This is a genomic window from Priestia sp. J2 (genome assembly GCF_020790095.1).
Lineage (GTDB): Bacteria > Bacillota > Bacilli > Bacillales > Bacillaceae_H > Priestia > Priestia zanthoxyli.
On the sequence record NZ_CP086208.1, the window covers coordinates 555,968 to 582,160 of the forward strand.

Consider the following 26,193-nt stretch of genomic DNA (forward strand, 5'->3'; position numbering starts at 1 on the left):
AGTATATGAAAATCTTTATACGGTGCTACTCAAACAGGAAATGTGATTGACGAAGAAAGAATTATTTGGAAGAACATGAATGAATCATGTACAATATGGAGTAGAGATATATGAACGTTGAAGGAGTAGGGGAAGCGGATGGAAACTTTAGAATCTCGAGTATCACGTTTAGAATATTACATAAAACTGTTATCTGGGACATCTGAACAAGAAGCTAAACCATTTATTGATTTAGTGGTAAGAAATCAGCTTACAAAGAGGGAAGTAGAGGAAATTTTAATTCTGTGTGAAGATACAAAAAACGAATATATTGAGCAAAAAGCGGAAGGCCTAACAGACTTTGTTCCGCTTCTTACACAATTTGTTGGTATGCTGAATTATAAATTAACTCCTAGAGAGACGGTCGAATCGCTTCGTTATCAACCTTCTTATCAAGATGTGATGAATGAATTTTTTGAAATTATTCAATGGATAAGGGACTAACCATTAAGAGTTTGAAATAGTCTCCTGGTGGTTCTCTTTATCTTTCTTGACAAGCTTGCCATCTTCTTCAGTGAATTCTTCTTCGATATGATGGAAAGATCGCTCGAAGATATCCATAAAATCTTCACCGTAAATTTTGCGGATGACGGTCATTAGTTCCATAAACTCAGGGAATTTGCCGTACAAGTCGCGCAACGGAAGTGCGCCGCTGAATACTGAATTATTAGAAGGTTCGTAATGTTCCATTAAATCTAGTAAAATGGCCTCGCCTTTATCTGTCAGCTGAATGTACGTATTTCGCTTGTCGCTTTCTTTTTTAGAAAACTCAAGTAAACCTCGTTCTTCTAGTTTTTTGGAGAAGTTAAATGCAGTAGAAACATGCATAACTCCAAACTTGGCAATTTCGGAAATGGAAGCCCCGTTTAAATGATATGAAATCCACAAAATATGATGCTCGTTAATATTAAGGTCATAAGGCTTAATCCATTGCTGCCAATCCTTCTCTACGGTTTTCCAAAGGGCTTTACTTAATTGGGCAATACGTTGGCTAAATAGAAGTGCTTCTTTCAAACTGTAATCCTGATCACTAGTCTTTTTCATCTTCTCCCACCTACTTAGTCTCTTTTTTTATTTATCTTCTATTATGCCAATAAAATAAAAAATTATAAAGATGTAAATTTACAAAATTTTAAAAAATTAAAAAAGAAGGCGCTTTAACCTTCTTTTTTGTCAATTTTTTCATTGGGATTTTTAGTTGTCTGTACATGTTCCTCTAGGTTTGACAAAGAATTTTGGATTTCTTTCAAATGATGCTGAATGGATTCCTTATGAGGGACAATTTCTTCTTTAAACTGACCAAGGGTAGTAGAAAGGTCACTTGCGATATTTTTCACTATAGTATTTCCTTCTCTGGCGGTCATTTGTACTTGTTGAGAAACAGCTTTTATTTTTGTTGAGAGCTCTTGTTGTGAAGCGTTAACTCGGTCTTTTCGAGAACTGACACGCTGTTTAAGTTCTCGTCCTGAATATGGAGTAATAAGAAGCGTTGTAATAGCGGCTACGGTGCTTCCGATTGCTGCTCCAGCTGCTAGTTTTTTCATTCTACTCATTATTTATTTCCTCCTATGTAGTAAAGTAATTGCTAACACTTCCTTCTGACATAATCATAAAAAAATAGCATAGATTTATACAAAAGAAGGAGGTTATCAACATGGGATAGCTTTATTCATTCTTTTGATGATTAGCCTGAGTTTTTTTCTCGCTGCTTTTAAATGGTTTAGCCTTACGACTAGAACGGCATCATATCCACCTAAACATGTGCTTAAACAAAAGTCTCTTACATGTGCGACAGTGGCTTTTGCGAGTTTTTTATTGGCGCTTATACTTTATTATGTAACCTAGGATGGGGAACTTAAACCTTTATTACATAGTAAGTCTTCATACCTATTGTATGAGCTGCAAATGAAATTTAAGTGAAAAGCATCCTGTATCATTTCTTTTTAAACAACAAGTTAAGAGCCGGACTTTAGGTTGTCTCTAAAAGATCAGCAACATACTATAAATGAACCGTTTTATCTAAAGGTCCGCCACGCTTTGGCGGGCCTTAGCTTTTGGTGTAAAAAAAGAGCCTGATTCTTAACTAAATCAGGCTCTTGACGTTACGATAATTTTGCTTTGATGCTTGTGCGTTTTAGAACGGATTGAACAATTGGATAAATAACGACCATAACGATTGTATTCACTACTGTTGCAGGTAACACAACCGCAGCAACAAGCGCCATGACGCTGTTTCCGCCCGGTAAGCCGACGATTAGCGCGGCAGCAGACAAGAATACGGTTCCTGATACGAGCGTGCCAACAGCTGTTAAAGCAGCGGCAACTGGTGTTTTCATGCCTATTGCTTTTTTCACAAGCATAAATAATGCAAAGAAAACAAATGCTGTAATTGGTTTATCAATCAAGTTTGCAATTTGTCCGCCAGGAAAGCTTGTTGTTAAAGCAGAAATAACTGCTGTGGTTAAGCTAACCAATGCAACATTTTTTACGCTAGGAAACAACAGGATTGCTAAAAACATCATTGTTAACATCATATCTGGCTTCATTCCAAATAAAATAGGAGGTACCACCGTGTGGAGAACCGCTCCAATTCCGACTAATAACGCTAAAGAAACTAAAACTTTTGTATTCATTTCTCATCTCTCCTCTTCTAAGCTAAGCTCGAAATATACCAATAGTGCGTCTATGCCCATTGCATATATTTACATACTGATTATAACATATTTATGTGAAAAAAGAATCAGCTAATTCTGCCAATTACGCGTTTGCCTGCGCAAATTCATCCATAAAGACGGCAAGAGCTTCACACGCTTCAAGCGGCACAGCATTGTAAATAGAAGCGCGGCATCCGCCGATTGAACGGTGTCCAGCTAATCCTACAAAGCCTTTTTCTTTTGCTTGCTGTAAAAACTCAGCCGTTAGCTCATCGTTTGGTAAAGTAAACGTGACATTCATAATTGAACGGCTTTCCTCTGTAGCGTGAGGAGTATAGAAACCGTTTGAACGTTCCATGCTTGCGTAGAGTAACTTAGCTTTTTTATGATTTTGAGCTTCAATGGCTTTAACGCCCCCTTGTTCTTTAATCCAATCTAAAACAAGTGAAAGCATATAAATACCAAACGTTGGAGGAGTGTTGTAAAGAGAATTGCTCTTTACGTGAGTCTCATAGTTCAGCATTGTTGGTAAACCTTCAGGGATACGTTTAAGCAATTCTTTCTTCAAAATGACAACTGTTACACCAGATGGTCCGAGGTTTTTCTGAGCACCAGCATAAATGAGTGAGAACTTAGATACATCAATTTGACGGCAAAGAATGTCGCTTGACATGTCAGCAATTAAGTCTACTCCTTCAATAGAAGGGTAGTCAGCCCATTGTGTACCAAAAATGGTATTATTGGACGTGATATGCAAGTACCCAATCTCTTCTTTTGGAAGCTTTATATCATCTAAAGCTGGAATAGAGCTGTAGTTCTCTTCTTTAGTAGAAGCAACCACTGCTGTTTTTCCAAGTTTCTTTGCTTCTTTTAACGCTTTTTCTGACCATGATCCCGTTAGCACATATGCCCCCACTTGATCAGGAGCTAAAAAGTTCATTGGAATCATAGAGAATTGCAGGCTTGCTCCGCCCTGCAGGAATAAAATTTCATGTGTATCTGGAATATTAAGCAATTCCGTTAGTGTTTCTTTAGCATGTGTTAATACATCTTCAAACTCTTTGCTGCGATGTGATAATTCCATCACAGACATACCTGTATTTTTGAAGTTAACTAGCTCCTCTTGAGCAAGTTGTAAGACAGGTAGGGGAAGCGCAGATGGACCTGCATTAAAATTATAAGCTCTGTTTAACGTAATCACATTAATTCCTCCTCAAATTAGTTCGAACACTCATCATACAAAATGGCTAATGACTGATGTCAGAAAGAATATCATTATACTATCATGAAAACTCTTAGTTGTGGAGGTAACTTTTCAAAAATTTAAATTAATCTGTAAAGAGAAAATAATAGAAAAAAGATAAATAAAAAGTATACGTAAACATGTTTTGGTAAACATGTAATAGAAATGTTTATATGCTATACTGATGGAAGAAATAATGTGGAGGAACAGAATGAGAGTATTAAAATATGCAATATTAGGGCTCTTAAATCAGGAGGAGCTCAGCGGGTATGACATTACCAGACTTTTTAAAGAAGAGGTTGGTAATTTTTGGAGTGCTAAACACAGCCAGATTTATCCCGAGCTAAAGCGATTAACAGAAGAGGGATTTATTCGCTATGAAACGGTGATTCAAGGCAAAAAATTAGAAAAAAAGATGTATTCGATAACGGAAGAAGGAAGAGTCGAGCTAAGCAAGTGGCTCACTACGATTGATCCTATTCCTGAAACAACTAAAGATGAATTTATGTTAAAAGCTTATTTTGCTTCATCCATGTCAATAGAAGAGTTAAAGCAACAAATAGATAACCAATTATCAAGCAGGAAAATGAAGCTGACTTTTTTAAAAAAACGAATGGATGATCTTTTAGAAGAAGTTAATCACCACATTACCGTTTCTTCTCCTCAATTTGGTCATTACTTGGTGCTATCTCGTGCTCAAGACCGGGAGACAAGCTATATCAATTGGCTTGAACGTACGCTGAATTTAATTGAAAAAGAACAATAAGAAAAGGTGAGCAGATCATGAGTTGGTGCATAAAATCATTTCAAGAGCTGACAAACGATGAGCTTTATGAAATTCTACAGCTTCGCACCTCTATTTTTGTTGTGGAACAGAAGTGTGCTTACTTAGAAGTAGATGGAAAAGACAAATTTGCTTATCATTTGTTCAAAAAAGAAGATGAGAAAATTATCGCATACCTTAGAGTTTTACCAAAAGGAATTAGCTATAAGGAAGCTTCTCTTGGACGTATTATTGTAAAACAAGCACAGCGCGGTACAGGTCTCGGAAGAGAACTAGTAGCAAGAGGAATTGCTTTTCTAGAGAATGAATGGCACGAGAAGACAATTAAAATTCAAGCTCAAAGCAGACTTCAAACATTTTATGAATCGTTTGGTTTTAGACCTATTTCCGATATTTATTCAGATGAAGGACTCCCACACGTCGATATGCTAAAGACACCTTAGAAACTTCACCATTTGTGTGAAGTTTTTCTATTTTTAAAACGGGTAAGGTGAAAGAAACGTGTAGGGTTTAGTGGCATGCAGATAGAATCGATATGACTACTACTAAATTAGTAATTTATGAATAAGATAGATAGTGAATTTGTTTCTTTTTACTTATTCTTTGATTTTCAGTAAGTGATATATTGAAGAAAGTAATAATATTGTATATAATGATTTTTGTAACAAAAATGTAACAATTACGTAATATTCTTAATATTTATTGAGAAAGAAATTTGTTGTACATATTGCTTGGAGGCATTTTTATGAGTGCAAAAGAAAAGAAAAATAGGTATATATATAGTTTGGACGGACTTCGGGCCTTTGCTGTCATGGCTGTGATTGCTTATCACTTAGGCTTTGGATGGGCGTCTGGAGGATTTTTAGGAGTTGACGTTTTCTTTGTATTATCTGGGTATTTAATTACCTCAATTTTACTGGTGCAATCTTGGGAAAATCCTTTAAAGAATTTGAAGCATTTTTGGATTAGCCGTACGAGAAGACTTCTTCCAGCTGTGTATGTGATGGTCGTATTAACTGCAGCGTGGGTTATTTTATTTAACCGACCATTGTTAACAACGCTACGAGGCGATGCATTATCGTCTATTTTTTATATGAGTAACTGGTGGTTTATTTTTCATAAAGTTTCATATTTTGATAGTTTTGGATCACCGTCACCATTAAAGAACTTATGGTCACTTGCTATTGAAGAGCAGTTTTATATTGTATGGCCACTTGTTTTATTGTTGGGTTTGAAATTTATTAAAAAGAGAGGAATTCTTTCTCTATTTATTTTAGCTGGAGTAATGGCCTCAGCCATTCTGATGTCTTTTTTATATGAGCCAGGAGGAGATCCTAGCCGCATTTATTATGGAACCGATACTCGGCTGTTTGCCCTTTTAATCGGTTGTTTACTTGCATTTGTCTGGCCCATGTATCGTTTATCATCAAAAAATCTTCCAGCTGTGGGCAAGCAAGTATTAAACGCAGTAAGTATGGTAAGCTTCTTTGTATTTATTCTCTGCGTATGGAGCGTTGATGAGTATACGCATGCATCTTTTCTTTATCAAGGTGGCATGCTGCTGATTTGTTTAAACGCTGCTGTGCTGGTTGCAACGATTAGTCACCCTAGTAGCTTTTTAGGAAAAGCTTTGTCGTTTAAACCGCTTCGCTGGCTTGGTACTAGATCATACGGTATCTATTTGTGGCATTATCCGGTTATTGTTCTTACAACACCTGTAGCCGAGATTGGCCGCCCGGTCTATTGGCATGCGCTGTTACAAGTAGGAATTACATTTATCATTGCTGAACTTTCGTACCGTTACATCGAGGTGCCTATTCGCACACGCGGTTTTCGCTATTATTTCCGGCATTACCATCCGAGAGAGCTTTTTAAATGGCGTAATCTCTCTCGTTCGAGACAAGCGGTTTTGGGCAGTCTCATTTTCTTTTTGGCGTTGTTTACAGCGGATATGACAAGCTTTGCTATTAGTACGCAGCAAAAGGATGAGACCGAAGCAAAACAAACAGAGGTTAAAATTCAAACGAATCATAAAGAAAATGCTTCAACTTCTGTCAAAGACAAGAACAAAGCGGAGGATGAAAAAACAAAGAACGCGGAAAAGAACTCCGCAGAAGAAAAATCTGATGCAAAAGAAGAACAGCAGCCGAATTCTTACAGAGATGTTCTTGCGATTGGAGATTCGGTCATGCTGGATATTGCTCCTAATCTTAAAGAGATGCCGCTTAGTATTACGATTGACGGAAAAGTAGGAAGGCAGCTCAATGAAGCACTGCAGCTAACTCCTAGTTATCAAGCATTTAATAATCCGAACAGCGCAGTGATTATTGAGTTAGGAACGAACGGTTATTTTACAAATGAAGAACTTGAACAACTGTTAAAAGCTTTTTCACAAGCGGACGTTTACTTAGTGAATACGCGCGTTCCTCGTTCCTGGGAAAGCACCGTGAACCAGAACTTGAAAGCTGCTTCTGAAAAGTTTGATCACGTCACGCTTGTAGATTGGTACTCTGAGGCTTCTAAGCACCCTGAATACTTTACATCAGATGGTGTCCACTTGGTACCTGAAGGATCAAGAGCATTAACAAAATTGATTGAAGAGCGTATGAATTTAGAAGTTAAGGCAGAAAATGGTTCATAATGAGCGAGAGACGTATTGAGTTTTACATCATAAACTGATTAATAGATAAAACAAAAAAAGCTTACATGTGTAAGCTTTTTTTGTTTCAAGAAAGGCGAGAAGAAATATTGCCAGCGATTTCTTGAAGTTTTTCAGGCGTGTATTCGCTTGTATGCTCTTTCCATACAGCACCGAATCCATCGCCTTCCCCGTAGCGTGGAATAATGTGCATATGATAATGAAACACGGATTGACCAGCTTTTTCACCATTATTATTTAAGATGTTTAAGCCGATTGGGCTGTATGTTTCTTTAATTGCATTTGCGATTTGAGGAACCACTTCAAATAAATTGCGCGCAATTTCCGGTGTTAGTTCGTGAATGTCTTTTTTATGTACTTTTGGAATCACCAACGTATGACCTTTTGTTACTTGACTAATGTCTAAAAAAGCTAATACATGTTCATTTTCAAATACTTTTGCACCTGGAATTTCACCGCGAATAATTTTGCAAAAAATACAGTTTTCATCATGTGTGCTCATTATGTTCACCTTCCGTTACTAATATAAATGTATGGGTATACATGTACGTTTATTTTACCACAAAGTAGAAATGCAATCAGCAGGCAAGAAATAGCCACTCATATTTTATACACAAAAACGGGATGCAAACGATTATGCATCCCGTCATGTGAAGAAGGAAAAAATAGCTTTTAATGCAGCATATGATCTTTAAGGAACACCTCATTTACGTAATTGCATTGCCTAATGAAACAGTCACTTGAAAAAGTATATTCTCTTTAACAAACACCTCATTTAAGCATTAAGCTAAAAAAATATACAATGTGAACGAAATCGTTCTTGGTCTTTGACAAACACCTCATTTACACAGTAATAAATGAACATTATTGTCTACCCATTATATATATTCTTACTACGTTCATGACTACCATCCCCTTATGAATCAAACATACATTGATTTACAATAAGGTTTTCTGAAATATGCCTGCTGTAGACACCTCATCCCAAATGTAAGAAGCTTTGTAATGATTAGTTGTAATCAATAACTTGTTTTCCTTCTTCCCTATATAGAATGTCCCGATATTTCGATTATATTCTGGAAAAATTAACCGAAAAGAATTGAAAACGATGTGAGGACGAAAAAGATTTGGTACAATAGAGCAAATAGCGCTTGCGCTTTTAGACAAAAAAGAACAAATAAAAGGAGATCGTGATGGGTTCTTTATTGCAAATTAACAATATTACAGGGGGATATACAAAAACTCCCGTCTTAAAAGATGTATCGTTTGATGTAAATGCAGGTGAACTAGTTGGGTTAATCGGGTTAAACGGAGCCGGAAAAAGTACAACGATTAAACATATCATTGGATTAATGGAAGCAAAAAAAGGAAGTGTATCCATTAATAATAAAACCTTTCAACAAGACCCAACAGGTTATCGAAGTCAGTTTACGTTTATTCCAGAAACTCCGGTGCTATACGATGAATTAACATTAAAAGAACATTTAGATATGACAGCTATGGCTTATGGACTTGAGCCTCAAACATATGAAGCACGTCTGCAGCCGCTTTTAAAAGAATTTCGTTTAGACCGGAAGTTAAAATGGTTCCCTGCGCATTTTTCAAAAGGAATGAAGCAGAAGGTTATGATTATGTGCGCTTTTTTGGTTCAGCCGTCTCTTTATATTATTGATGAACCTTTTTTAGGTTTAGACCCGCTTGGTATTCAATCTTTACTTGATTTGATGACGGATATGAAAAAGCAAGGCGCAGGCATTTTAATGTCCACACACATTTTGGCGACCGCGGAGCGCTACTGCGATAAATTTGTTATTTTACATAACGGAGAAGTAAGAGCGCAAGGAACGCTTAAAGACCTTCAAGAAGAATTTCAGATGCGCAATGCTACTCTTGATGAAATTTATATTGAATTAACAAAGGAAGAAGGCTATGAGTAAGATTGATGCATTATGGAAGCAACGATTTCAGCAATATTTAGTGGATGTAAGAAGATATACAAAATATATCTTAAATGACCACATTAAATTAGTGTTAATTTTTGCGATTGGCGGTTTAGCCTACTATTATCAACAGTGGCTGAGTACATTAACACCTGCGTTTCCTTCGGCTGTAGTGATTGCGATTCTTATGGGATTGATTTTAACCATGGGTCAAATTCAAACGTTTTTAAAACGACCTGATTTAGTCTTTTTACTTCCTTTGGAGACGAAGCTGCAGCCTTATTTTAAAAAATCTTTTTGGTTTACCTTTACGATTCAGCTTTATATTTTATTATTTGCGACTGGTGCAGCAGCACCTCTTCAAGTAAAGGTAATGCACGATTCTTACTCAAACGTTTTTGTGTTTTTTCTGCTATTACTCATTCTGAAAGTTGTAAACTTAGGCATGTCTTGGTGGGCCGTATGGTTTGAAGAAAAGTGGGCGAAGTGGACAGATTATATCGTCAGGTTTTTCTTAAACGCAGTTTTTACTTATTTCTTATTTTCGCATGCATACGTATTTTTCACAGGAATTGTAGCGGTAATTATGATTGCGCTAGCCGTTTATTATCGCTCTCTTACAAAAAGGAAGCCGATTAAATGGGAAAAGCTAATTGACTTAGAAGAAAAGCGCATGGGCTATTTTTATCGATTAGCTAATTTATTTACGGATGTTCCACAAGTCAAAGAACGAATCAAACGCCGTAGATATTTAGATTGGCTAGTAACACGTATTCCATTTCGTCAAAATGCTACTTACCATTACTTGTACACCAGAACATTTTTGCGATCAGGAGATTATTTAAGCTTGCTCGTTCGCTTAACTGTCATTGGCGGATTTTTAATTGTAGCTGCGCCGTTTCAATACGGCAATATAGTGGTTGTTTTATTTGTTGTATACATGACGGGTTTTCAATTACTCCCGCTTTGGAAGCAGCACAAGCAAATTTTATGGCTTTCTCTTTATCCAGTCGAAGCTAAAGAACGAAAAAGGGCATTTTTGGACGTATGGAAAAAAGCGCTGTATGTACAAATTCTTGTGCTCGCCATAGTGGTGGCTTTTTCTAATATAGTTGCTGCACTGCTTTCCTTGGCAGCAGGTGCTATATTTATTCACTTATTTGTAAATGCATATGTAAATAAAAAATTAACGTAAAAAAAGCTCCGAATGGAGCTTTTTTTACGTTTTTAGACTACTTTTGAGACGAAGATAATATCCGAAAGCGATAGACGTTCATCGCTACTTTTGTGAGATGATCAAGAAGCTGATAATTCGCATACGCACCTACAACAGCTCCAATTCCCGGCATCAGCTGAAACATTTTCACAACATCAATGTAATCGCGATATTCTTGTTGAAAAGCTTTCCAATCAAGCTCAAGAAGTTCCTCTTTCTTTTCCTCCCAGCTTTCTACTACTTCGAGCAGCTTCGTTCTATGGTCGTCGCTGCAAAAGGCAAGATGAAAAATATACAGCATATAAATGCGTTCTTCTTTTTCTTTTACATCAAAACCATACGTCGCGGCAATGTCAAATAAGCACTTCATTTTTATGGAAAGAAGAAGTGGGAAATCTGCTGCGCCCAAAAGGAGACCACCTGCACCAGTACCAGCTCCTTCTACAGCAGCTGTTTTTTTGTACTTAGGTATGAGCTCCAAAATTCTTTTCTCTTTTTCTTCAAACGAAAGACCGCTGACATCTCTTTTTTTAGTCGTGAAATCGGACCCAACAAGCGTGGTTTCAACCATTTTTTTTATACTTTCAGTTATAATTCTATGGACTTTAGCAGGGATTTTTTCATTTAGTTTAAGCTGTAAGGATTTTGCGGTACGCTGAAATTTAGAAGGTCGTTTCAACATGCTAAATTTCCAATGTTCAGCTTCTCGTAACACTTTTTCTTCATACGTATTCAAAAAAGTCACCTCTTTTCAGTCGATATAAATACTACGTTTTAAGTGAGAAAAAGTTTCCTAAAATAAAACAGCAAGCAATCGTCTGTTTATCTGTACGAATGCTTGCTGAATGATTAATTCGCTTTTATTGCGTTTTTAGAATGAGCTTGTTCTCTTAAATACTCAACAGCAGCCGTACCAAGCGTTTTCGCTGCGATAAGCATTGCTTTTTCGTTAAAATCAAATTTAGGATGATGATGAGGATAAGGAGCATCTACACCTTCTGGCTGAGCTCCTGTAAAGAAGAACGTTCCTTTAATATGCTGCAAATAATAAGAGAAATCTTCTCCAGTCATGTGAGGCTCCGTTTCTTCGATTGTATGAACTTCATCGATTTGAGAAGCAGCAGAAGCAAGAAAGGCCGTTTCTTCCGGGTGGTTTACGACGGAAGGATAGCCGCGCGTATAACTCAGCTCATAAGAAGCATCAGCCGTTAAGCATGTACCTTGGACAATTCGTTCGATTTCTTTTTCGACATCATTTCGTACATCTTCATTAAATGTTCTTACCGTTCCAATTAGTCGAGCAGAATCAGCGATAATATTAAATGCATTTTCCGCTACAAAAGAACCTATGCTTACAACCGCTGAATCAATTGGATTTACACGTCTGCTTACAATTTGCTGTAAATTAACAACAAGCTGAGAGGCGATGACGATTGAGTCTTTTGTTTTGTGGGGCTGTGCACCGTGTCCGCCTGCTCCTTTGATCGTAATTTCAAAGCGATCAGCAGCAGCCATAATAGGGCCCGGTCGATATTGAACCACACCAGTGGGAGTTAATGACCATAAATGCGTTCCGAATATCGCGTCTACACCGTCTAAGCATCCGTCTTCAATCATGGACTTGGCGCCTCCGGGAGCATACTCTTCGGCGTGCTGATGAATGAAGACGATTTTACCAGGGAGAGAATCTCTTATTTCAAAAAGCGCTTTAGCAAGGACTAAAAGAGTAGCCGTATGACCATCGTGGCCACATGCATGCATCACGCCCGGAACAGTTGATTGATAGGGTACATCTTTTTCATCTTGAATAGGAAGGGCATCAAAGTCGGCTCTCAAAGCTACAGTAGGACCAGGTTTTCCTCCTTGAATGCTTGCTACAATGCCGTTTCCTCCTACATTTGCTTGGTAAGAAATACCGATCTTGTCATAAAAAGACCGAATGTAGGCAGCAGTTTGAAATTCTTTAAAAGACGGTTCTGGATACTGATGCAGATATCGGCGAATTTGAACCATTTCATCAAATTTTTCTTCAAGTAAAGTATGTAGCTTGGAGTTCACATAACCATATCCTTTCTGTGTAAGTTGAATAAAGTTTTGAATTTTTTGACATTTTAATCATTATATCATTATCTATAAAAAAGAAAAGAATGTAAGCGTTGTTATTGAAAAAAGTAATTGAATCATGAAATATTTTATATACATAATAGATACATAAGATGAGAAATAGGGACAAAGAATGAGTTTTTTACCAATTTTCTCGTGAGATAATAGGAGGTAACGATATGGTAGATTCACAAACTGTATCTCTGTACAAAAAATTGATGTGGGCGTTTGGGATTGCGGGTCTCGTTTTTTTAGGAGTGTTGTTTGCTGTGTCGACAGATTCTTTTCAAGGAGACCGCTGGCTTGTTTCAGCTATAGATGACAGCACTATTCTTCAGTCAGCGTCATCTGTTTTTCACGGCCTGTCTTTTTTAGCTTCAAAAGTGATGATTATGGTTCTTTTAGCTGTACTTATTGTTTTTTTATTTTTAAAAAAAGACTATATTGGCATGATATCCTCATTTTTACTTATTTTAAGCGGCGATATTATTAATAAAGCAGTTAAAGATGCGGTAGAACGAGCCCGTCCTCTTGAAGGCATCGAAGGCTACAGTTTTCCAAGCGGCCATGCAATGATGGGAATTCTTATCTACGGTCTGATTTTCTTTTTTCTGATCAAGCATATAAACAATCAAAAGGTGGCCAAGTGGTATCAGCGGGCAATTACTTTAATTGTTTTGTTAATCGGCGTGAGCCGTATTCTGTTAAGAGAACACTTTTTAACAGATGTATTAGCTGGCTACAGCTTAGGGCTTATGTGGCTAATTGTAGGCATTTTCTTCTATACGCTTGTTTATGCGTATGTAAGGCCGTCAGCGGAAAAAGAGTTTCCAAAAGGTATGTAACAAATATATACATATGACCCCCTTCATCAAAAGAAGGGGGCTTTTGTTTAAACTAGGAACATTGCGACAATCGTTGTAACAACTAATCCAATCGCTACAGGTTTTAAATTGCGTCTAGCGAGTTCAAACGGACTGACTCCACAAATCGCAGCAGCTGGAATGAGCGCCCATGGAATCAACGTTCCCCCTCCAACCCAAATCGCAGCAATTTGCCCCAAAGCAGTTAGCGTGGCAGCGCCCGATCCTAAAGCAGATGCAAATAAATGAGAGACAGAGCCTACGAGTGAAATACCTGAAAAGCCTGAACCGTCTAACCCTGTAATAGCTCCTAGCGCAGTTATCGTCACAGTAGCGACCTGTGCAGTTAACGGTACAGTCGAAGCAAGCGCAACGCCTAGGTCATTGACAAGTCCATGTGATCCTTTCGGAAGAAAGTCACCAATGATTGTTTTGAATCCAGCATCTCCTAAATAGAAAAAAGCGGCAATCGGAATAACGGGACCGAATACTTTAAACCCAAACTGCAAGCCTTCAATCAAGTAGGAAGTGGTTTGTTCGAGACCTTTTCCTTTGTGAGCAATAAGCGACACCACTACTAAAATAAATAGAGCTGTACCTCCAACGAGAGCAGTGGCATCTCCTCCCTGTAAATGAAGGGCGAACATTGCCCATACGTCTATAGCAAAGAAAAGAGGAACTATAATGGCTAAAGCCCGGCGTAATGAAGGAGAAAGAGGTGTGGATTGGTTAGAAGAGTTGCTTGTTAAAATTGTCGGTTGCGACTGAATTTTATTGTGCTTCATATCTTGTTTTAGAAAGTAAAAAGCAGAGAGTGTGGTAACGACTCCCATCACAATGACAAGAGGGACACTTGCTTGAACAACCTCGTGAACCGGAAGACCTGCTGCGTCAGCGGTTATCTTAGGGGCAGCTTGAATAACAAAGTCTCCTGAAAGCGCAACGCCGTGGCCGAATAAATTCATCGCTACAGCTACGCCTATAGCTGGAAGCCCTACGCGGATGGCAACTGGTAAAAGCACGGCTCCAAGTAAAGCAACTGCTGGAGAAGGCCAGAAAAAATAGGAGATGGTCATCATAACTAATCCAATAACCCAATAGGCAAGAGTGGGTGTTTTAATGAGGCGAGCAAAAGGTGAAATCATCGATTCATTTATTCCTGTAGCCATTAAGACTTTGCTCATGGATACAATAATTGAAATAATTAAAATGGTAGGAAGCAGTTCTGTAATGGCATAAATGAAGCTGGAAAAAACAGCGCTGACGGAGTGGCTTAACGAAGAGGTAGCCGTTAAGGAAAGCAAAAAAATCCCGAGTATACAAAGGATACTCGTATCTCGCCGCATAATCATAAAGCCGATAATGAAGGCGATAAAAAGGACATACATCCAATGAAGAGCTCCAAGCTCTATGCCCATAAAAATTCCTCCCAATAGGTGATGTAGTATACAATATGACGTTTATGCCTATTGTGATACTCGCCTACTAGGAGGATGTTTACTTATTTAACTACGTGGTATGAGGTCACATAAGAAGGGCGAGAGAAAATCGATGGCTGCTGATCCACGCCTTCTGACGTACCGCGTTTTTTGTGTGCTTCATTATAGGCTTTTGAAGACTGCCAATCGCTAAATGAACTTTCATCTTTCCATCCTGTAAAGATAATGTATGTGTCATTTTGCAGTGGACGAAGCACACGAATAGCTGAAAAGCCTGCTTCATTTTCAATTAAACGAGCGCGTTGGCTAAATCGCTGTTCAAACAAAGGACGGCCTTCATCTGTAACTGAAATATTATTTAGTACAGCAAATCCGCTATCTGCAAGATCTCCAGAAGCATCTAATACTTCATAAGCATGTCCTTCTTTAAAAATTGTATCTCCATCTGTTTCGTGGACTAGTGCAAATTGATCGTCATCTTTGTGAAGCAGTAATAAACGTTCACTCGGATGTTCGTCGATCAACTTTTGAAGGTAAGGGCCTGTTCCGTAAGTAATAAAGATCTTCATGGATTATACTTCCTTTCTAATTGGGAATTGCATACAATTTACAATTGTAAATCATACTAAAATTATAAAATTTTACACACAAAAATTCAAAAATTGTGAACTTCTAATGAAGATGGTAAAGTAAAACATTGATGAAGTTGTTTTCCATATTATCAAAAGTTTAGCGGAAGAAAAGGGGTGGCACGATGTACAAAAAAGGCTTATACGCAATTGCTGCCTTAGTTGGAATTTTTCTATTAGGATTGATTGGATATATTATCATCTTGTTTCTTGGAAACTATGTAATTGATGAGAAAAAAATCGTCATGGACTCGGCTACGAGATTAGTCGATGAAAATGGAGACGAATTAACAAAGCTCTATGTGAAAAATCGGGACTTGGTTTCAATTGACAAGATTCCAAAGCATGTGCAACAAGCATTTATTTCAATTGAAGATGTTCGTTTTTATGAACACCACGGAATCGATTTTAAATCTATTGGCCGAGCATTATACCGAGATATATTGGCTGGGGGAAGTGTTGAAGGAGGAAGTACTTTAACACAGCAGCTGGCTAAAAATGTGTTTTTATCGAATGATAAAACGCTGCTTAGAAAAACAAAAGAAGTAGTGGTGGCTATTAACCTGGAGCAGCGTTACAGTAAGCAAAAACTGCTTGAAATGTATTTGAATCAAATATACTTTGGACACGGAGCCTATGGAATCCAAGCTGCATCCAAGCTTTACTTCAATAAAGATGTCTCCGAATTAACGGTAGAAGAAGGTGCACTTCTCGCTGCACTGCCAAAAGCACCGAATTCCTATTCTCCTATTTTACATCCAGAAAAAAGTATAGAACGTAGAAATGTTGTGTTAAATGCCATGCAAAAAGCAGGTTATTTATCAGCTGAAAAAAATGTCCGTTTGCAAGGAAGAACGCTGGGGTTGAACATAAAGGAGCAGGCTAAAAATCCAGCGTATTTAACCTATATCGATATGGTTATCCAAGAAGCAGAGAAGAAATACAGCATTTCGGGCAATGAGCTTCTGCGCGGAGGTTATACGGTCAAAGTACCGATGAATATAAAAGTACAAGAAGCCGCCTACGAGCTGATGAAAGAAAATCGTTATTTTCCAGGTACAGATAACAGTGCCCAAGGTGCTTTTGTATTAGTCGATAACAAAAGCGGAGGAGTTTTATCTGTTATGGGAGGACGAGATTATGTACAAAAATCGCTCAACCGCGTAAATGTCAAAAGACAGCCAGGTTCTACGATGAAACCTATTGCGGTATATGGCCCTGCGTTAGAAGAAGGTCAATTCAAGCCTTATTCGTTGCTGCAAGACAAGCTTAGAAGCTACGGGGGATACACACCTAAAAACGTAGACGGGCAATATGCTAAAAAGGTAACGATGTACGATGCCCTAAAAGATTCTAAAAACGCAGCTGCCGTCTGGACATTGAATCAGCTAGGAGTTGAAACAAGTAAGCAGTATCTCACAAAGCTAGGAATTCCGTTAGAAGATAAAGGGCTTGCGATTGCTCTTGGAGGATTAAAAGAAGGAATTACACCGCTTCAATTAGCAGGAGCGTACCGGGCATTTGCTGAAAATGGAGAAAACATCCAACCGTACTTTATTCAAGAGATAAAAGATCAAGATGGAAAAGTGATTGCAAAAGCTGTTCCCGACACTCACAAAGCATTTTCAAAACAGACGGCTTGGTATATGACAAAAATGCTTCAAGGAGTTGTTAAAGAAGGAACGGCAAAAAATGGAGAGTTTAAAGGAGAGTTAGCAGGAAAAACAGGGTCTACTTCGTATACGAATGTTAAAGGAGCCACAAGAGATGCTTGGTTTGTTGGATATACCCCAGATGTTGTAGGAAGCGTGTGGATGGGATATGATTCTACAAATGACCAGCATTATTTAACAAAAGGAAGTTCTTATCCGACTCTATTATTTAAAGACATTTTAACAAGAGCTGGTTACGACGAAGCTGCATTTCAAAAGCCAGCAGGCGTTAAAGATCTGCCAAAACCAATACGTTTAGAGCAAGTTAAAGACTTAAAACAAGAATTAACATTCCATCCATTTGGTTTGCTAACGGTAAGTTTATCGTGGACACCTTCACCTGATAAAAGAGCTGTTTATTATGTTTATGAGAAAAAAGGGGATAAAGCCGAATTGATTGGCAAAGTGAAGGGAAAAGGAGCATTTGAAAAAGAGCGTGTGAATCTGCTCGACAGTCCTACTTATTATGTAGTTCCTTACAATTCCCAAACACAACAAAAAGGAAAAAAATCCAACGAAGTAACACCTGCTCTTTTTCAATAAAAAAAGGAAGAGTAGGGCGATTTTTTGACATTTTTAGCAGGTGGCTATACAAGTCGTAAAGAAATGGGTATAGTGACAAGTAGAGAATATAACGTGAAACTTTAATCAGTAGAGGAACCGGTATGTTCCTTTGCTGATTATTGTCTGTCTAATCGAAGAAAATACGGATGGAAGACAATCGAGAAAGGTGGAAATTATGAGTCAAGGAACGTTTAACGATACTTTTTTAAAAGCCTGTAGAGGGGAAAAAACGGATCATGTTCCGGTTTGGTATATGCGCCAAGCAGGGCGTTCACAGCCGGAATACCGAAAGCTAAAAGAGAAGTACTCTCTATTTGAAATCACTCATCAGCCGGAGCTTGGGGCATACGTAACACGCCTGCCCGTTGAACAGTACGGAGTGGATGCAGCTATTTTATATAAAGATATAATGTCACCGCTTCCTTCAATTGGAGTGGATGTTGAAATCAAGTCAGGAATTGGTCCTGTCATTTCTAATCCAATTCAATCTTTAAGCGATGTAGAAAAGCTAGGAGAAATTACCCCGGAAGAAGATGTTCCGTATGTATTAGATACGATTAAGCTGTTAACAACAGAACAGTTAAACGTACCTCTAATTGGTTTTGCCGGTGCTCCTTTCACAGTAGCAAGCTATATGATTGAAGGAGGACCTTCAAAAAACTATAATAAAACAAAAGCATTTATGTACACGGAACCTAAAGCATGGTTTGCGCTAATGGATAAGTTAGCAGATATGACGATTACATATGTAAAAGCGCAAATTGACGCTGGAGCAAAAGCCATTCAAATCTTTGATTCATGGGTGGGGGCTTTAAATGTAGCGGATTATCGTTATTTTATAAAGCCTGTTATGGAGCGGATTTTTACCTCTTTGCGCGAAAAAAATGTACCTCTCATTATGTTTGGAGTAGGAGCAAGTCATTTGGCAAAAGAATGGCATGATCTGCCGCTGGATGTAGTGGGATTAGATTGGCGAACGCAGCTGGATGAAGCACGTGCACTAGGCTTAACAAAAACACTGCAAGGAAACTTAGATCCTGCTATTTTGTTAGCTCCATGGGAAGTTATTGAAGAACGTGTAACAGAAATATTAGATAAAGGGATGGCCAGTCCTGGTTACATCTTCAACTTGGGGCACGGCGTCTTTCCACAGGTTCAGCCGGAAACGTTGAAGCGTTTAACAACCTTTATTCATGAATATTCTGCAAATAGACAATAAATTGTCAAATGATTTGGAGCGCTAAACTTTGAATTTTTCTTTTTATTCATGGCAAAATGAAGACAAGTATTGAATCTAACAAAGAGGTGTCGAACACATGAGTAAAAAAGTAATGGGATTACTTGTAATGGCATATGGAACACCATATAAAGAAGAAGATATTGAACGTTACTATACACATATCCGCCGCGGACGTAAACCTTCACCGGAAGCCTTGGAAGATTTACAAAACCGCTACGAAGCAATTGGGGGCATTTCACCTCTTGCAAAAATTACGCAGCAGCAAATGGAAAGTCTAGAAAAGCGCTTGAATGAAGTACAGGATGAAATTGAATTTAAAGCGTATCTTGGCTTAAAGCATATTGAACCGTTTGTTGAAGATGCAGTAGAAGCCATGCATAAAGACGGAATTAAAGAAGCGGTCAGCATTGTGCTTGCACCTCACTTTTCAACGTTTAGCGTAAAATCCTATAATGGACGCGCCAAAGAAACAGCTGAAAAATTAGGAGGACCAATCATTCATTCCGTAGAAAGCTGGTACAGTGAGCCAAAGTTCATTCAGTACTGGGCTACACGTGTTAAACAAACGTTTGATTTAATAGACGAAGAGAAACGCCAAAAAGCCGTATTGATTGTGTCTGCGCATAGCTTGCCAGAAAAAATTATTGCAGCAGGAGATCCATATCCAAATCAGCTTCAAGAAACAGCGGATTTAATTGCACAAGCAGCTGGTATTGAACATTACGAAATTGGCTGGCAAAGTGCTGGAAATACGCCTGAGCCATGGATAGGTCCTGATGTCCAAGATTTAACAAGAGAACTGCATGAAGAAAAAGGCTATACGTCGTTCGTCTATACCCCGGTTGGATTTATCGCGGATCACTTAGAAGTACTTTATGATAACGACTACGAATGCAAAGTGGTAACAGATGAAATTGGGGCTGATTATTACCGTCCTGAAATGCCGAATGCACAGCCTGAATTTATCGATGGGTTAGCTACAGTTGTGTTAAAACGAATTGCTCGTTAAGTCAATATAGATTCTTTGTACGTTGAACAGGGACGAAAAGTAACTTATAATCAATATAAAGAAAAGTAAGAAGCGAGCTATGGGTTTCCATAATCGCTTCTCTTTATATTGAATTTTACAGAAAAGGCGATGATAACGTGACGGATAGACGAAAAAAGGTTGTCATCATCGGTGGAGGAATAACAGGTCTTTCAGCTGCCTATTATTTGCAAAAAAAAATAAAGGATCATCAGCTGCCTATTGATCTTCAACTAATAGAAGCGACGCATCGGCTTGGCGGGAAAATTCAAACGGTCAAACGAGACGGTTATTTATTTGAAAAAGGTCCTGATTCATTTTTAGCGCGTAAGCTAGCTGCTACAAAACTGGCAAAAGAAGTGGGGCTAGGTCGGGAGCTAGTCGGAAATGAAAAGGGGAAATCCTATATTCTGGTAAAAGATACACCGCATGCGCTACCTGATGGTGCTGTAATGGGGATACCAACCAAGTTATCTCCTTTTATCACAACAGGGCTATTTTCGCCTGTTGGCAAGCTGCGCGCAGCAGCTGATTTTTTTATACCGAAGACAAAAAATCAGGATGACCGTTCGCTAGGCGTATTTTTTAGAAGACGGTTTGGTGATGAAGTTGTTGAAAATTTAATTGAGCCTCTATTATCAGGAATTTACGCAGGAGACGTTGATCGTTTGAGTTTAAGATCAACATTTCCACAGTTTTTGCATGCTGAACATAAGTACAGAAGCTTAATTGTTGGAATGAAAAAGCTAAAAGAAATTCACCCACAGCACGGTGATGATTCGGAGTTTAAAAAAAATAGCGTCTTTTTAACATTAAAAGAAGGTCTTCAATCGCTAGTAGATGGGGTAGAAAAAGCAATAGATCCTGATATTATTACAAAAGGAATAAAGGTAGAGAAAATTTATAAAGAAGATACCACATATGAATTATCCTTAAATAGCGGGAAAGTAATAAAAGCAGACAGCGTTATTGTAACTTCCCCTCATGCAGCTGCTCAGTCTATGCTCTCGGAATATAAAATATTCGAACCGTTAAAGCATATGCCTTCCACTTCAGTAGCTACTGTTGTGATAGCCTTTGCACAAGAAGCGCTGCAAGACAATCTAGATGCAATGAACATCGCCGTTTCCAGAAATAGCGATTACACGATTACGGCATGCACGTGGCTAAATAAAAAGTGGCCGCATGCGGTTCCGGAAGGAAAAGTGCTGCTAAGATGTTTAGTTGGACGAACCGGGGATGAAGCTGTGGTGGATCAGCCTGACGATGAAATTTTTAAAATTGTCCTGGAGGATTTGAAGAAGCTCATTACGATTTCTGCGGAGCCTGAATTTTACGCGGTAACGAGATGGAAGCAGTCAATGCCTCAGTATACGGTCGGACATCACGATATGCTAGATACAATGAATGAACAGCTTGAAAAAGAGCTTGCCGGTCTTTATGTAGCGGGAAGCTCGTACGAGGGTCTAGGTATACCAGAATGTGTAGAGCAAGGAGAAGATGTGGCTAAAAAAGCGGTTAAATATGTGCAGCAACTGTAGAAGTGGAGCGGTGAATCAATGCTCCGCTTTTTTGTCTACTACCCGTAGAGAAAGGTTATACTAAGAGAAGAGATTGTGGTTGAAAAGCAAAAGAAACTTGTGCTATAGTAAAACCGTACTTGTTGACTGAAATATTCATTTGGTCAGAAAGAAGGGGATAACGTGGCGATAGACCGAAAGCAATCAGTTGTTGATGCAGCGTCAAAATCATTTGCGCTGTTTGGATATAAAGCAACGACTATGGAGCAAGTGGCGAAGCTTGCAAATGTCGGAAAAGGAACGATTTATACTTTTTTTAAAAACAAAGAAGAGTTATTCGATGAAATTGTGACACGAATGATTCGAGAAATGACAGATGCAGCTGAAACTGTCATTGACAGCAGCCGTCCTTTTTTTGAAAATGCCCAAGCAGCCATTTTTCGAATCTTAGAATTCCGCACTGAGCATCAGCTCATGCTGAAGCTGGTACAGGAACAGCAGTTAGGCACTACAGCAGTGCAAGAAGTGCTTGTGCGAGTAGAAGAAGAGATTTTGACTTATATAAAAAACAAAATCGAAATTGCGATTTCTAAAAAAGAAATCAAACCGTGCAACCCGGAGCTCACAGCTTTTTTACTATTTAAAATGTACATTGCACTCGTCTATGATTGGGAAAAACGGCATGAGCCGCTTTCAGAAGAAAAAATTGCTGAATTAATTGAACTATACTTTTTACGCGGTCTGTCTCAGTGAGATAGGCTTTTTTCATAGAAAAAACAAAAAAGGTCTCATGACGAGACCTTTTTTATTGTTCATTATCATCTTTTTTTACGCCGTTTAATTCTGTATTTCCTGTTTTTGCATCTTCTTCTTTTTGTTCTACTTCTGTATTTCCTTGCTTTTTAAGTTTGAAGTAGGCATCAATAACATCACCTGTAATAGTTTTACTTTGTCCGCCAGAATTCGCTCCAGCAACATACGCAGAAGGAATAACAACTGCTACAGCTACTTCAGGATTGTCATAAGGTGCATAAGAGACAAAAGTGGAGTTACGTACGCTTACGCCTTGATTATAGGTTTCAGCTGTTCCTGACTTGCCTGCTATATTATATTTTCTGTATTTTGGATTTGTATACAAGGCGTGTCCAGTACCACCTTGAGCAGTAACAACACGACGAAAACCACGTTTTACAATGTCAATTTGCGACTGATTCATTGTAATACGGTTTAATACTTGTGGTTCCACGGAACTTTGTATACTTCCTTTTAGCTCACTGTCAAGTTCAGGCTCACGAATTTCTTTCACAAGGTGAGGTTTCATTCTGTATCCACCATTGGCAATTGTTGAAATGTATTGAACAAGCTGAAGCGGTGTATACGTATCGTATTGACCAATTGCAAAGTCGAGAGCTTTACCAGGTTCGTTTGTCACGGTGTTACGAATACCGGTTGATTCGTTTTCTAAATCAATTCCCGTTGGAATTCCAAGGCCAAACTGACTGTAGTATGAACGCATTTTATTAAAAATAGAAGGCGAGATATGCAATGATCCGCCAGGTCGATAAGTTTCACCAGCCATGTTTAGAATTGTTCTATACATAAAAACGTTAGAAGATTGCTCGAGAGCTTTTTCGATACCTGTAGCTCCCATATTGTGAGAAGATTTCTTCGGTTTAGTACCAGCAAACTTCATTGGTGCGTCATAAAAAACAGTACCAGGCTGAATTGCACCTGAGTCAAGTCCGGCTAGAACGGTCGCTCCTTTAACCGCGGAACCTACTTCATAAGAAGTTGTAAGATTTCCAAGCGCGAAGTCTTGAACTTTGCGTGCTCCTGTTTGTTTGTCAGTAACAAGCTGTTTTCCTCCCATTGCTAAAATGTCTCCCGTATGTGGGTCCATCATAATAGCAAACGCTCGGTCCATTAAGCGGTTCCTCGCAGAGCCTTCAAGTACAGCTTTCGTTAAAACATCTTCGACTTGTTTTTGCAGTTCCATATCAATCGTTAAAATTAAGTCACTGCCGCGCTGACCTTCAGTAACGGTCTCTTGACTCACTAAGTTGCCGGAGCGATCGGTTACGTTTTGTATGCGCGCTTTTTGACCACGAAGAACGTCTTCGTACTGCTTTTCTAAATAACTTTTTCCTACTCGGTCATTTCGGCTGTAGCCGTGGGACAAGTAGTACTGTAAGTTTTCGCTTGGTAACCCTTCGTCTGCCGATGTGATTTTACCAAGCAGCGTGCTAAGTAAGTCATCGTATGTATACATACGGTCCCAGTAAGTTGTCGTATCGACGCCAGGCAAGTCACTCAGCTGCTCACTAATAACGGCAAGCTCTTTATCAGTTAAGCCGCTTTTAATAATTTGAGCAGTTAACGCATACCCGCCTTCCATCTTGCTTTTAATGGCAATCACTTCAAGGTCGTCTTTCACCGATAAAAGTTCATTTTTAGTGATGCGCTTCAGCTGAAGAGGATACAAATCATCTTCAGAAATTTTTTCTTCTTTTACTTTTTGCTTATCTGCTGCGGTAATTTTTTTCGCTGCTGCTTTTGGATGAGTTGCAATCCAATAATCTTTTAAGTCGCGTTCTGTTAGCTTAATCGTATTTTTATCTTTCTTTTTATCCGATTTGCCAAACACGTCTGTTGTAACAGGAACATCAATAAGAGTGGCAAGCTTTTTAGCTACTTTTAGCTTGTCTTCTTGAGTGACGCCCTTCAAACGCGTGTACGTGACAGCGTTCAACGGTTTATTATCCACGATAACGCGGTCATAGCGGTCTAGCATCTTTCCGCGAGGAACCGGTGAATCTACCGTTTCATCTTCTGTTTTTTCAACTTCTCGTTTATAGTTCTCTCCGTACACAATCTGTACGAAGCCTAATCGTAAAATGAGTGCAGAAAAAAGCAGGAAAACCACAATAAACAGCCAGTTAATTCGAAATGAGACATGTGTTTTTTTGCGCTTTTTAGTTTTCATGTAAACCCCTTCACTTTGTTTATACAAGTTAAAAAAATTCATAAATTTTCTTATGAATCTATCACTCTACATATTAACATAATTTTGTCTATAAATGTTATTAGGTGGAATAAAACAGATAAAAATTTTATAGAAATTTTTGCGAAAGAAGAGAGAGCTGTCGAAGGGTGCTGAAGGGGGGTGTTCAATATTTTCCACTCGGTTGTTCAATATTGTTACCTGTTCAAATGTCCTAGAATCGTTAAAATAAAGAGAGATAGATATCAAGGGGGGCAAAACGAATGAAAATGAAAAGGCTTTCAATAATGTCTGGCGTGTTAGCAACATCACTTTTATTTGCGACAGCATGTTCAAACTCAGGTACGGATTCAAAAGCAAGTAAATCAACAGGCTCAGGTGATCAAGTTGTTATTGATATGTTCCAGTTCAAAGTGGAAATTGCAGATCAGCTGAAAGAATTAACGGATGAATATACAAAAGAACATCCAAACGTAAAGTTTAACATCCAAACAGTCGGCGGAGGAGCGGACTATGGTGCAGCATTAAAAGCACAGTTTGCCTCTGGAAATGAACCTGATATCTTTAATAATGGAGGGTTCCAAGAAGCGCAAACGTGGAAGGATAAATTAGAAGATTTGTCTGATCAGCCGTGGGTAGATAATCTGTATGATATCGCTAAAGAACCGATGACAATGGACGGGAAAATCTATGGTCAGCCGCTAAACTTAGAAGGTTATGGTTTTATTTATAATAAAGATTTATTTGAAAAAGCAGGCATTAAAGAATTGCCTAAGACGCTGTCGGAATTAGAAGCAGCTTCTAAAAAGCTTAAAGCAAAAGGCATTACGCCATTTTCTAACGGATACGGCGAGTGGTGGGTGCTAGGTAACCACTTATTTAATATTCCAATGGCGCAGCAAGATGATCCAGATGCGTTTATTAAAGGTCTAAACGAAGGAAAAGCAAAATTTGAAGGCAATGAAACGTTTAAGCAATTTATGAATCTGTTCGATTTAACGTTAAAGTATGGAAATAAAAATCCATTAACGACAGATTACAATACACAAGTTACTCAATTTGCTTCTGGTGAAACAGCGATGATGCAACAAGGTAACTGGACGGTAAATATGATCACGAAAATCAATCCGGACATGAAAATGGGCTTTATCCCAATGCCGATCAGCAACGATGCGAAGAAAAATGATAAATTAGCAATCGGAGTTCCAAATAACTGGGTAGTGAACAAAAATGCACCAGATGCAGATAAAAAAGCAGCGAAGGAATTCTTAAATTGGATGGTTTCTTCTAAAGAAGGTCAAAAATTCTTAGTTGAAAAGTTCAAGTTCATTCCAGCGTTCAAAAACATCGATGGAAAAGGAATCGATTCTTTATCTGATGATATCTTAAAATACTCTGAAGAAGGCAAAACATTATCTTGGAACTGGTTTAAGTATCCAGAAGGAACGGTTCAAGAAGTAGGCGCAGCAATGCAGTCTTACGCAGGCAAACAAATGACGGAAGAAGAGTTTATGAAGAAATTAGATGCAATTTGGGCAAAAATGAAAAAATAACCAAAAA

General features: G+C 38.4%; 23 protein-coding genes. 13 read left to right on the top strand and 10 right to left on the bottom strand.

Annotated elements, in window-relative coordinates; genetic code table 11:
• The first annotated feature begins 138 nt into the window (after positions 1-138).
• Positions 139-483 carry a DUF1878 family protein gene (locus LJY09_RS02975; RefSeq protein WP_028412557.1) on the top strand — a complete coding sequence of 115 codons (345 nt, stop codon included), beginning with the start codon at positions 139-141 and terminating at the stop codon, positions 481-483.
• A 3-nt stretch (positions 484-486) separates the two neighbouring features.
• Here LJY09_RS02975 and LJY09_RS02980 read toward each other — a convergent pair whose 3' ends face one another.
• From LJY09_RS02980 to serC, 4 genes are all read right to left on the bottom strand, one after another.
• Positions 487-1,083 (bottom strand): HTH-type transcriptional regulator Hpr, encoded by a 597-nt coding sequence (locus LJY09_RS02980; protein WP_014461677.1) that lies wholly within the window; start codon positions 1,081-1,083, stop codon positions 487-489.
• A gap of 113 nt (positions 1,084-1,196) precedes the next feature.
• A complete protein-coding gene (locus LJY09_RS02985; protein WP_028412556.1) occupies positions 1,197-1,592 on the bottom strand; it encodes a YtxH domain-containing protein in 396 nt (131 codons plus the stop codon).
• Positions 1,593-2,141: 549 nt separating this feature from the next.
• Positions 2,142-2,672: a tryptophan transporter gene (locus LJY09_RS02990; RefSeq protein ID WP_028412555.1), complete on the bottom strand. Its 531-nt coding sequence runs from the start codon at positions 2,670-2,672 to the stop codon at positions 2,142-2,144.
• Positions 2,673-2,796: 124 nt separating this feature from the next.
• Positions 2,797-3,894: a 3-phosphoserine/phosphohydroxythreonine transaminase gene (gene serC, locus LJY09_RS02995; RefSeq protein WP_034327445.1), complete on the bottom strand. Its 1,098-nt coding sequence runs from the start codon at positions 3,892-3,894 to the stop codon at positions 2,797-2,799.
• A 253-nt stretch (positions 3,895-4,147) separates the two neighbouring features.
• Here serC and LJY09_RS03000 point away from each other — a divergent pair, with 253 nt between their 5' ends.
• The 3 genes from LJY09_RS03000 (at position 4,148) to LJY09_RS03010 (ending at position 7,361) form a co-directional block, all read left to right on the top strand.
• The gene (locus LJY09_RS03000; RefSeq protein ID WP_028412553.1) at positions 4,148-4,702 is read left to right on the top strand and encodes a PadR family transcriptional regulator; all 555 of its coding nucleotides are present in this window, start codon (positions 4,148-4,150) and stop codon (positions 4,700-4,702) included.
• Positions 4,703-4,719: 17 nt separating this feature from the next.
• Positions 4,720-5,163 (top strand): GNAT family N-acetyltransferase, encoded by a 444-nt coding sequence (locus tag LJY09_RS03005; RefSeq protein WP_098999424.1) that lies wholly within the window; start codon positions 4,720-4,722, stop codon positions 5,161-5,163.
• Positions 5,164-5,465: 302 nt separating this feature from the next.
• The gene (locus tag LJY09_RS03010; RefSeq protein WP_028412551.1) at positions 5,466-7,361 is read left to right on the top strand and encodes an acyltransferase family protein; all 1,896 of its coding nucleotides are present in this window, start codon (positions 5,466-5,468) and stop codon (positions 7,359-7,361) included.
• An 85-nt stretch (positions 7,362-7,446) separates the two neighbouring features.
• Here the strand turns inward: LJY09_RS03010 and LJY09_RS03015 are convergent, their stop codons facing one another.
• Positions 7,447-7,881 (bottom strand): HIT family protein, encoded by a 435-nt coding sequence (locus LJY09_RS03015; protein WP_014461670.1) that lies wholly within the window; start codon positions 7,879-7,881, stop codon positions 7,447-7,449.
• A gap of 691 nt (positions 7,882-8,572) precedes the next feature.
• On the opposite strand from LJY09_RS03015, the gene LJY09_RS03020 reads away from it, so the two are divergent.
• On the top strand, positions 8,573-9,316 hold the full coding sequence (locus LJY09_RS03020; protein WP_013055321.1) for an ABC transporter ATP-binding protein: 744 nt from the start codon (positions 8,573-8,575) through the stop codon (positions 9,314-9,316).
• Positions 9,309-10,514, top strand: coding sequence for an ABC transporter permease (locus tag LJY09_RS03025; RefSeq protein WP_028412550.1), 1,206 nt, complete (start codon positions 9,309-9,311; stop codon positions 10,512-10,514). The genes LJY09_RS03020 and LJY09_RS03025 overlap by 8 nt, the downstream gene beginning before the upstream one ends.
• A gap of 37 nt (positions 10,515-10,551) precedes the next feature.
• On the opposite strand, the gene LJY09_RS03030 is transcribed toward LJY09_RS03025, so the two are convergent.
• Both LJY09_RS03030 and LJY09_RS03035 read right to left on the bottom strand, forming a co-directional pair.
• The gene (locus LJY09_RS03030) at positions 10,552-11,271 is read right to left on the bottom strand and encodes an EcsC family protein (protein WP_028412549.1); all 720 of its coding nucleotides are present in this window, start codon (positions 11,269-11,271) and stop codon (positions 10,552-10,554) included.
• 113 nt (positions 11,272-11,384) lie between these two features.
• Positions 11,385-12,593 (bottom strand): M20 family metallopeptidase, encoded by a 1,209-nt coding sequence (locus LJY09_RS03035; RefSeq protein WP_323134966.1) that lies wholly within the window; start codon positions 12,591-12,593, stop codon positions 11,385-11,387.
• Positions 12,594-12,817: 224 nt separating this feature from the next.
• Here LJY09_RS03035 and LJY09_RS03040 point away from each other — a divergent pair, with 224 nt between their 5' ends.
• Positions 12,818-13,483, top strand: coding sequence for a phosphatase PAP2 family protein (locus LJY09_RS03040; RefSeq protein WP_028412547.1), 666 nt, complete (start codon positions 12,818-12,820; stop codon positions 13,481-13,483).
• A gap of 47 nt (positions 13,484-13,530) precedes the next feature.
• Here LJY09_RS03040 and LJY09_RS03045 read toward each other — a convergent pair whose 3' ends face one another.
• Together LJY09_RS03045 and LJY09_RS03050 are read right to left on the bottom strand one after the other, a co-directional pair.
• A complete protein-coding gene (locus LJY09_RS03045) occupies positions 13,531-14,919 on the bottom strand; it encodes a hypothetical protein (protein ID WP_154990710.1) in 1,389 nt (462 codons plus the stop codon).
• 83 nt (positions 14,920-15,002) lie between these two features.
• Complete coding sequence (locus LJY09_RS03050; RefSeq protein ID WP_013055327.1) at positions 15,003-15,509, bottom strand: antibiotic biosynthesis monooxygenase family protein; 507 nt, start codon at positions 15,507-15,509, stop codon at positions 15,003-15,005.
• Positions 15,510-15,694: 185 nt separating this feature from the next.
• Here LJY09_RS03050 and LJY09_RS03055 point away from each other — a divergent pair, with 185 nt between their 5' ends.
• The 5 genes from LJY09_RS03055 (at position 15,695) to LJY09_RS03075 (ending at position 22,385) form a co-directional block, all read left to right on the top strand.
• Positions 15,695-17,824 carry a transglycosylase domain-containing protein gene (locus LJY09_RS03055; RefSeq protein ID WP_033580640.1) on the top strand — a complete coding sequence of 710 codons (2,130 nt, stop codon included), beginning with the start codon at positions 15,695-15,697 and terminating at the stop codon, positions 17,822-17,824.
• A 196-nt stretch (positions 17,825-18,020) separates the two neighbouring features.
• Positions 18,021-19,064, top strand: a complete 1,044-nt coding sequence (gene hemE, locus LJY09_RS03060) for a uroporphyrinogen decarboxylase (protein ID WP_013055329.1) — start codon at positions 18,021-18,023, stop codon at positions 19,062-19,064.
• A 97-nt stretch (positions 19,065-19,161) separates the two neighbouring features.
• Positions 19,162-20,094 carry a ferrochelatase gene (gene hemH, locus LJY09_RS03065; RefSeq protein WP_028412544.1) on the top strand — a complete coding sequence of 311 codons (933 nt, stop codon included), beginning with the start codon at positions 19,162-19,164 and terminating at the stop codon, positions 20,092-20,094.
• A gap of 137 nt (positions 20,095-20,231) precedes the next feature.
• Entirely contained in the window at positions 20,232-21,653 is a 1,422-nt protein-coding gene (gene hemY / locus LJY09_RS03070; protein ID WP_013055331.1) for a protoporphyrinogen oxidase, read from the top strand.
• Positions 21,654-21,815: 162 nt separating this feature from the next.
• On the top strand, positions 21,816-22,385 hold the full coding sequence (locus tag LJY09_RS03075) for a TetR/AcrR family transcriptional regulator (protein WP_028412542.1): 570 nt from the start codon (positions 21,816-21,818) through the stop codon (positions 22,383-22,385).
• 52 nt (positions 22,386-22,437) lie between these two features.
• Here LJY09_RS03075 and LJY09_RS03080 read toward each other — a convergent pair whose 3' ends face one another.
• Positions 22,438-24,615, bottom strand: coding sequence for a peptidoglycan D,D-transpeptidase FtsI family protein (locus LJY09_RS03080; RefSeq protein WP_033580639.1), 2,178 nt, complete (start codon positions 24,613-24,615; stop codon positions 22,438-22,440).
• A 281-nt stretch (positions 24,616-24,896) separates the two neighbouring features.
• Here LJY09_RS03080 and LJY09_RS03085 point away from each other — a divergent pair, with 281 nt between their 5' ends.
• Positions 24,897-26,186, top strand: coding sequence for an ABC transporter substrate-binding protein (locus LJY09_RS03085; RefSeq protein WP_033580638.1), 1,290 nt, complete (start codon positions 24,897-24,899; stop codon positions 26,184-26,186).
• Positions 26,187-26,193: the final 7 nt, after the last annotated feature.

Excerpts from the sequence above, each read along its gene's own strand:
- LJY09_RS02975 (WP_028412557.1), top strand. The coding sequence starts at position 139 with ATGGAAACTTTAGAATCTCGAGTATCACGTTTAGAATATTACATAAAA.
- LJY09_RS02980 (WP_014461677.1), bottom strand. The coding sequence starts at position 1,083 with ATGAAAAAGACTAGTGATCAGGATTACAGTTTGAAAGAAGCACTTCTA.
- LJY09_RS02985 (WP_028412556.1), bottom strand. The coding sequence starts at position 1,592 with ATGAGTAGAATGAAAAAACTAGCAGCTGGAGCAGCAATCGGAAGCACC.
- LJY09_RS02990 (WP_028412555.1), bottom strand. The coding sequence starts at position 2,672 with ATGAATACAAAAGTTTTAGTTTCTTTAGCGTTATTAGTCGGAATTGGA.
- LJY09_RS03000 (WP_028412553.1), top strand. The coding sequence starts at position 4,148 with ATGAGAGTATTAAAATATGCAATATTAGGGCTCTTAAATCAGGAGGAG.
- LJY09_RS03005 (WP_098999424.1), top strand. The coding sequence starts at position 4,720 with ATGAGTTGGTGCATAAAATCATTTCAAGAGCTGACAAACGATGAGCTT.
- LJY09_RS03010 (WP_028412551.1), top strand. The coding sequence starts at position 5,466 with ATGAGTGCAAAAGAAAAGAAAAATAGGTATATATATAGTTTGGACGGA.
- LJY09_RS03015 (WP_014461670.1), bottom strand. The coding sequence starts at position 7,881 with ATGAGCACACATGATGAAAACTGTATTTTTTGCAAAATTATTCGCGGT.
- LJY09_RS03020 (WP_013055321.1), top strand. The coding sequence starts at position 8,573 with ATGGGTTCTTTATTGCAAATTAACAATATTACAGGGGGATATACAAAA.
- LJY09_RS03025 (WP_028412550.1), top strand. The coding sequence starts at position 9,309 with ATGAGTAAGATTGATGCATTATGGAAGCAACGATTTCAGCAATATTTA.
- LJY09_RS03040 (WP_028412547.1), top strand. The coding sequence starts at position 12,818 with ATGGTAGATTCACAAACTGTATCTCTGTACAAAAAATTGATGTGGGCG.
- LJY09_RS03045 (WP_154990710.1), bottom strand. The coding sequence starts at position 14,919 with ATGGGCATAGAGCTTGGAGCTCTTCATTGGATGTATGTCCTTTTTATC.
- LJY09_RS03050 (WP_013055327.1), bottom strand. The coding sequence starts at position 15,509 with ATGAAGATCTTTATTACTTACGGAACAGGCCCTTACCTTCAAAAGTTG.
- LJY09_RS03055 (WP_033580640.1), top strand. The coding sequence starts at position 15,695 with ATGTACAAAAAAGGCTTATACGCAATTGCTGCCTTAGTTGGAATTTTT.
- hemE (WP_013055329.1), top strand. The coding sequence starts at position 18,021 with ATGAGTCAAGGAACGTTTAACGATACTTTTTTAAAAGCCTGTAGAGGG.
- hemH (WP_028412544.1), top strand. The coding sequence starts at position 19,162 with ATGAGTAAAAAAGTAATGGGATTACTTGTAATGGCATATGGAACACCA.
- LJY09_RS03080 (WP_033580639.1), bottom strand. The coding sequence starts at position 24,615 with ATGAAAACTAAAAAGCGCAAAAAAACACATGTCTCATTTCGAATTAAC.
- LJY09_RS03085 (WP_033580638.1), top strand. The coding sequence starts at position 24,897 with ATGAAAATGAAAAGGCTTTCAATAATGTCTGGCGTGTTAGCAACATCA.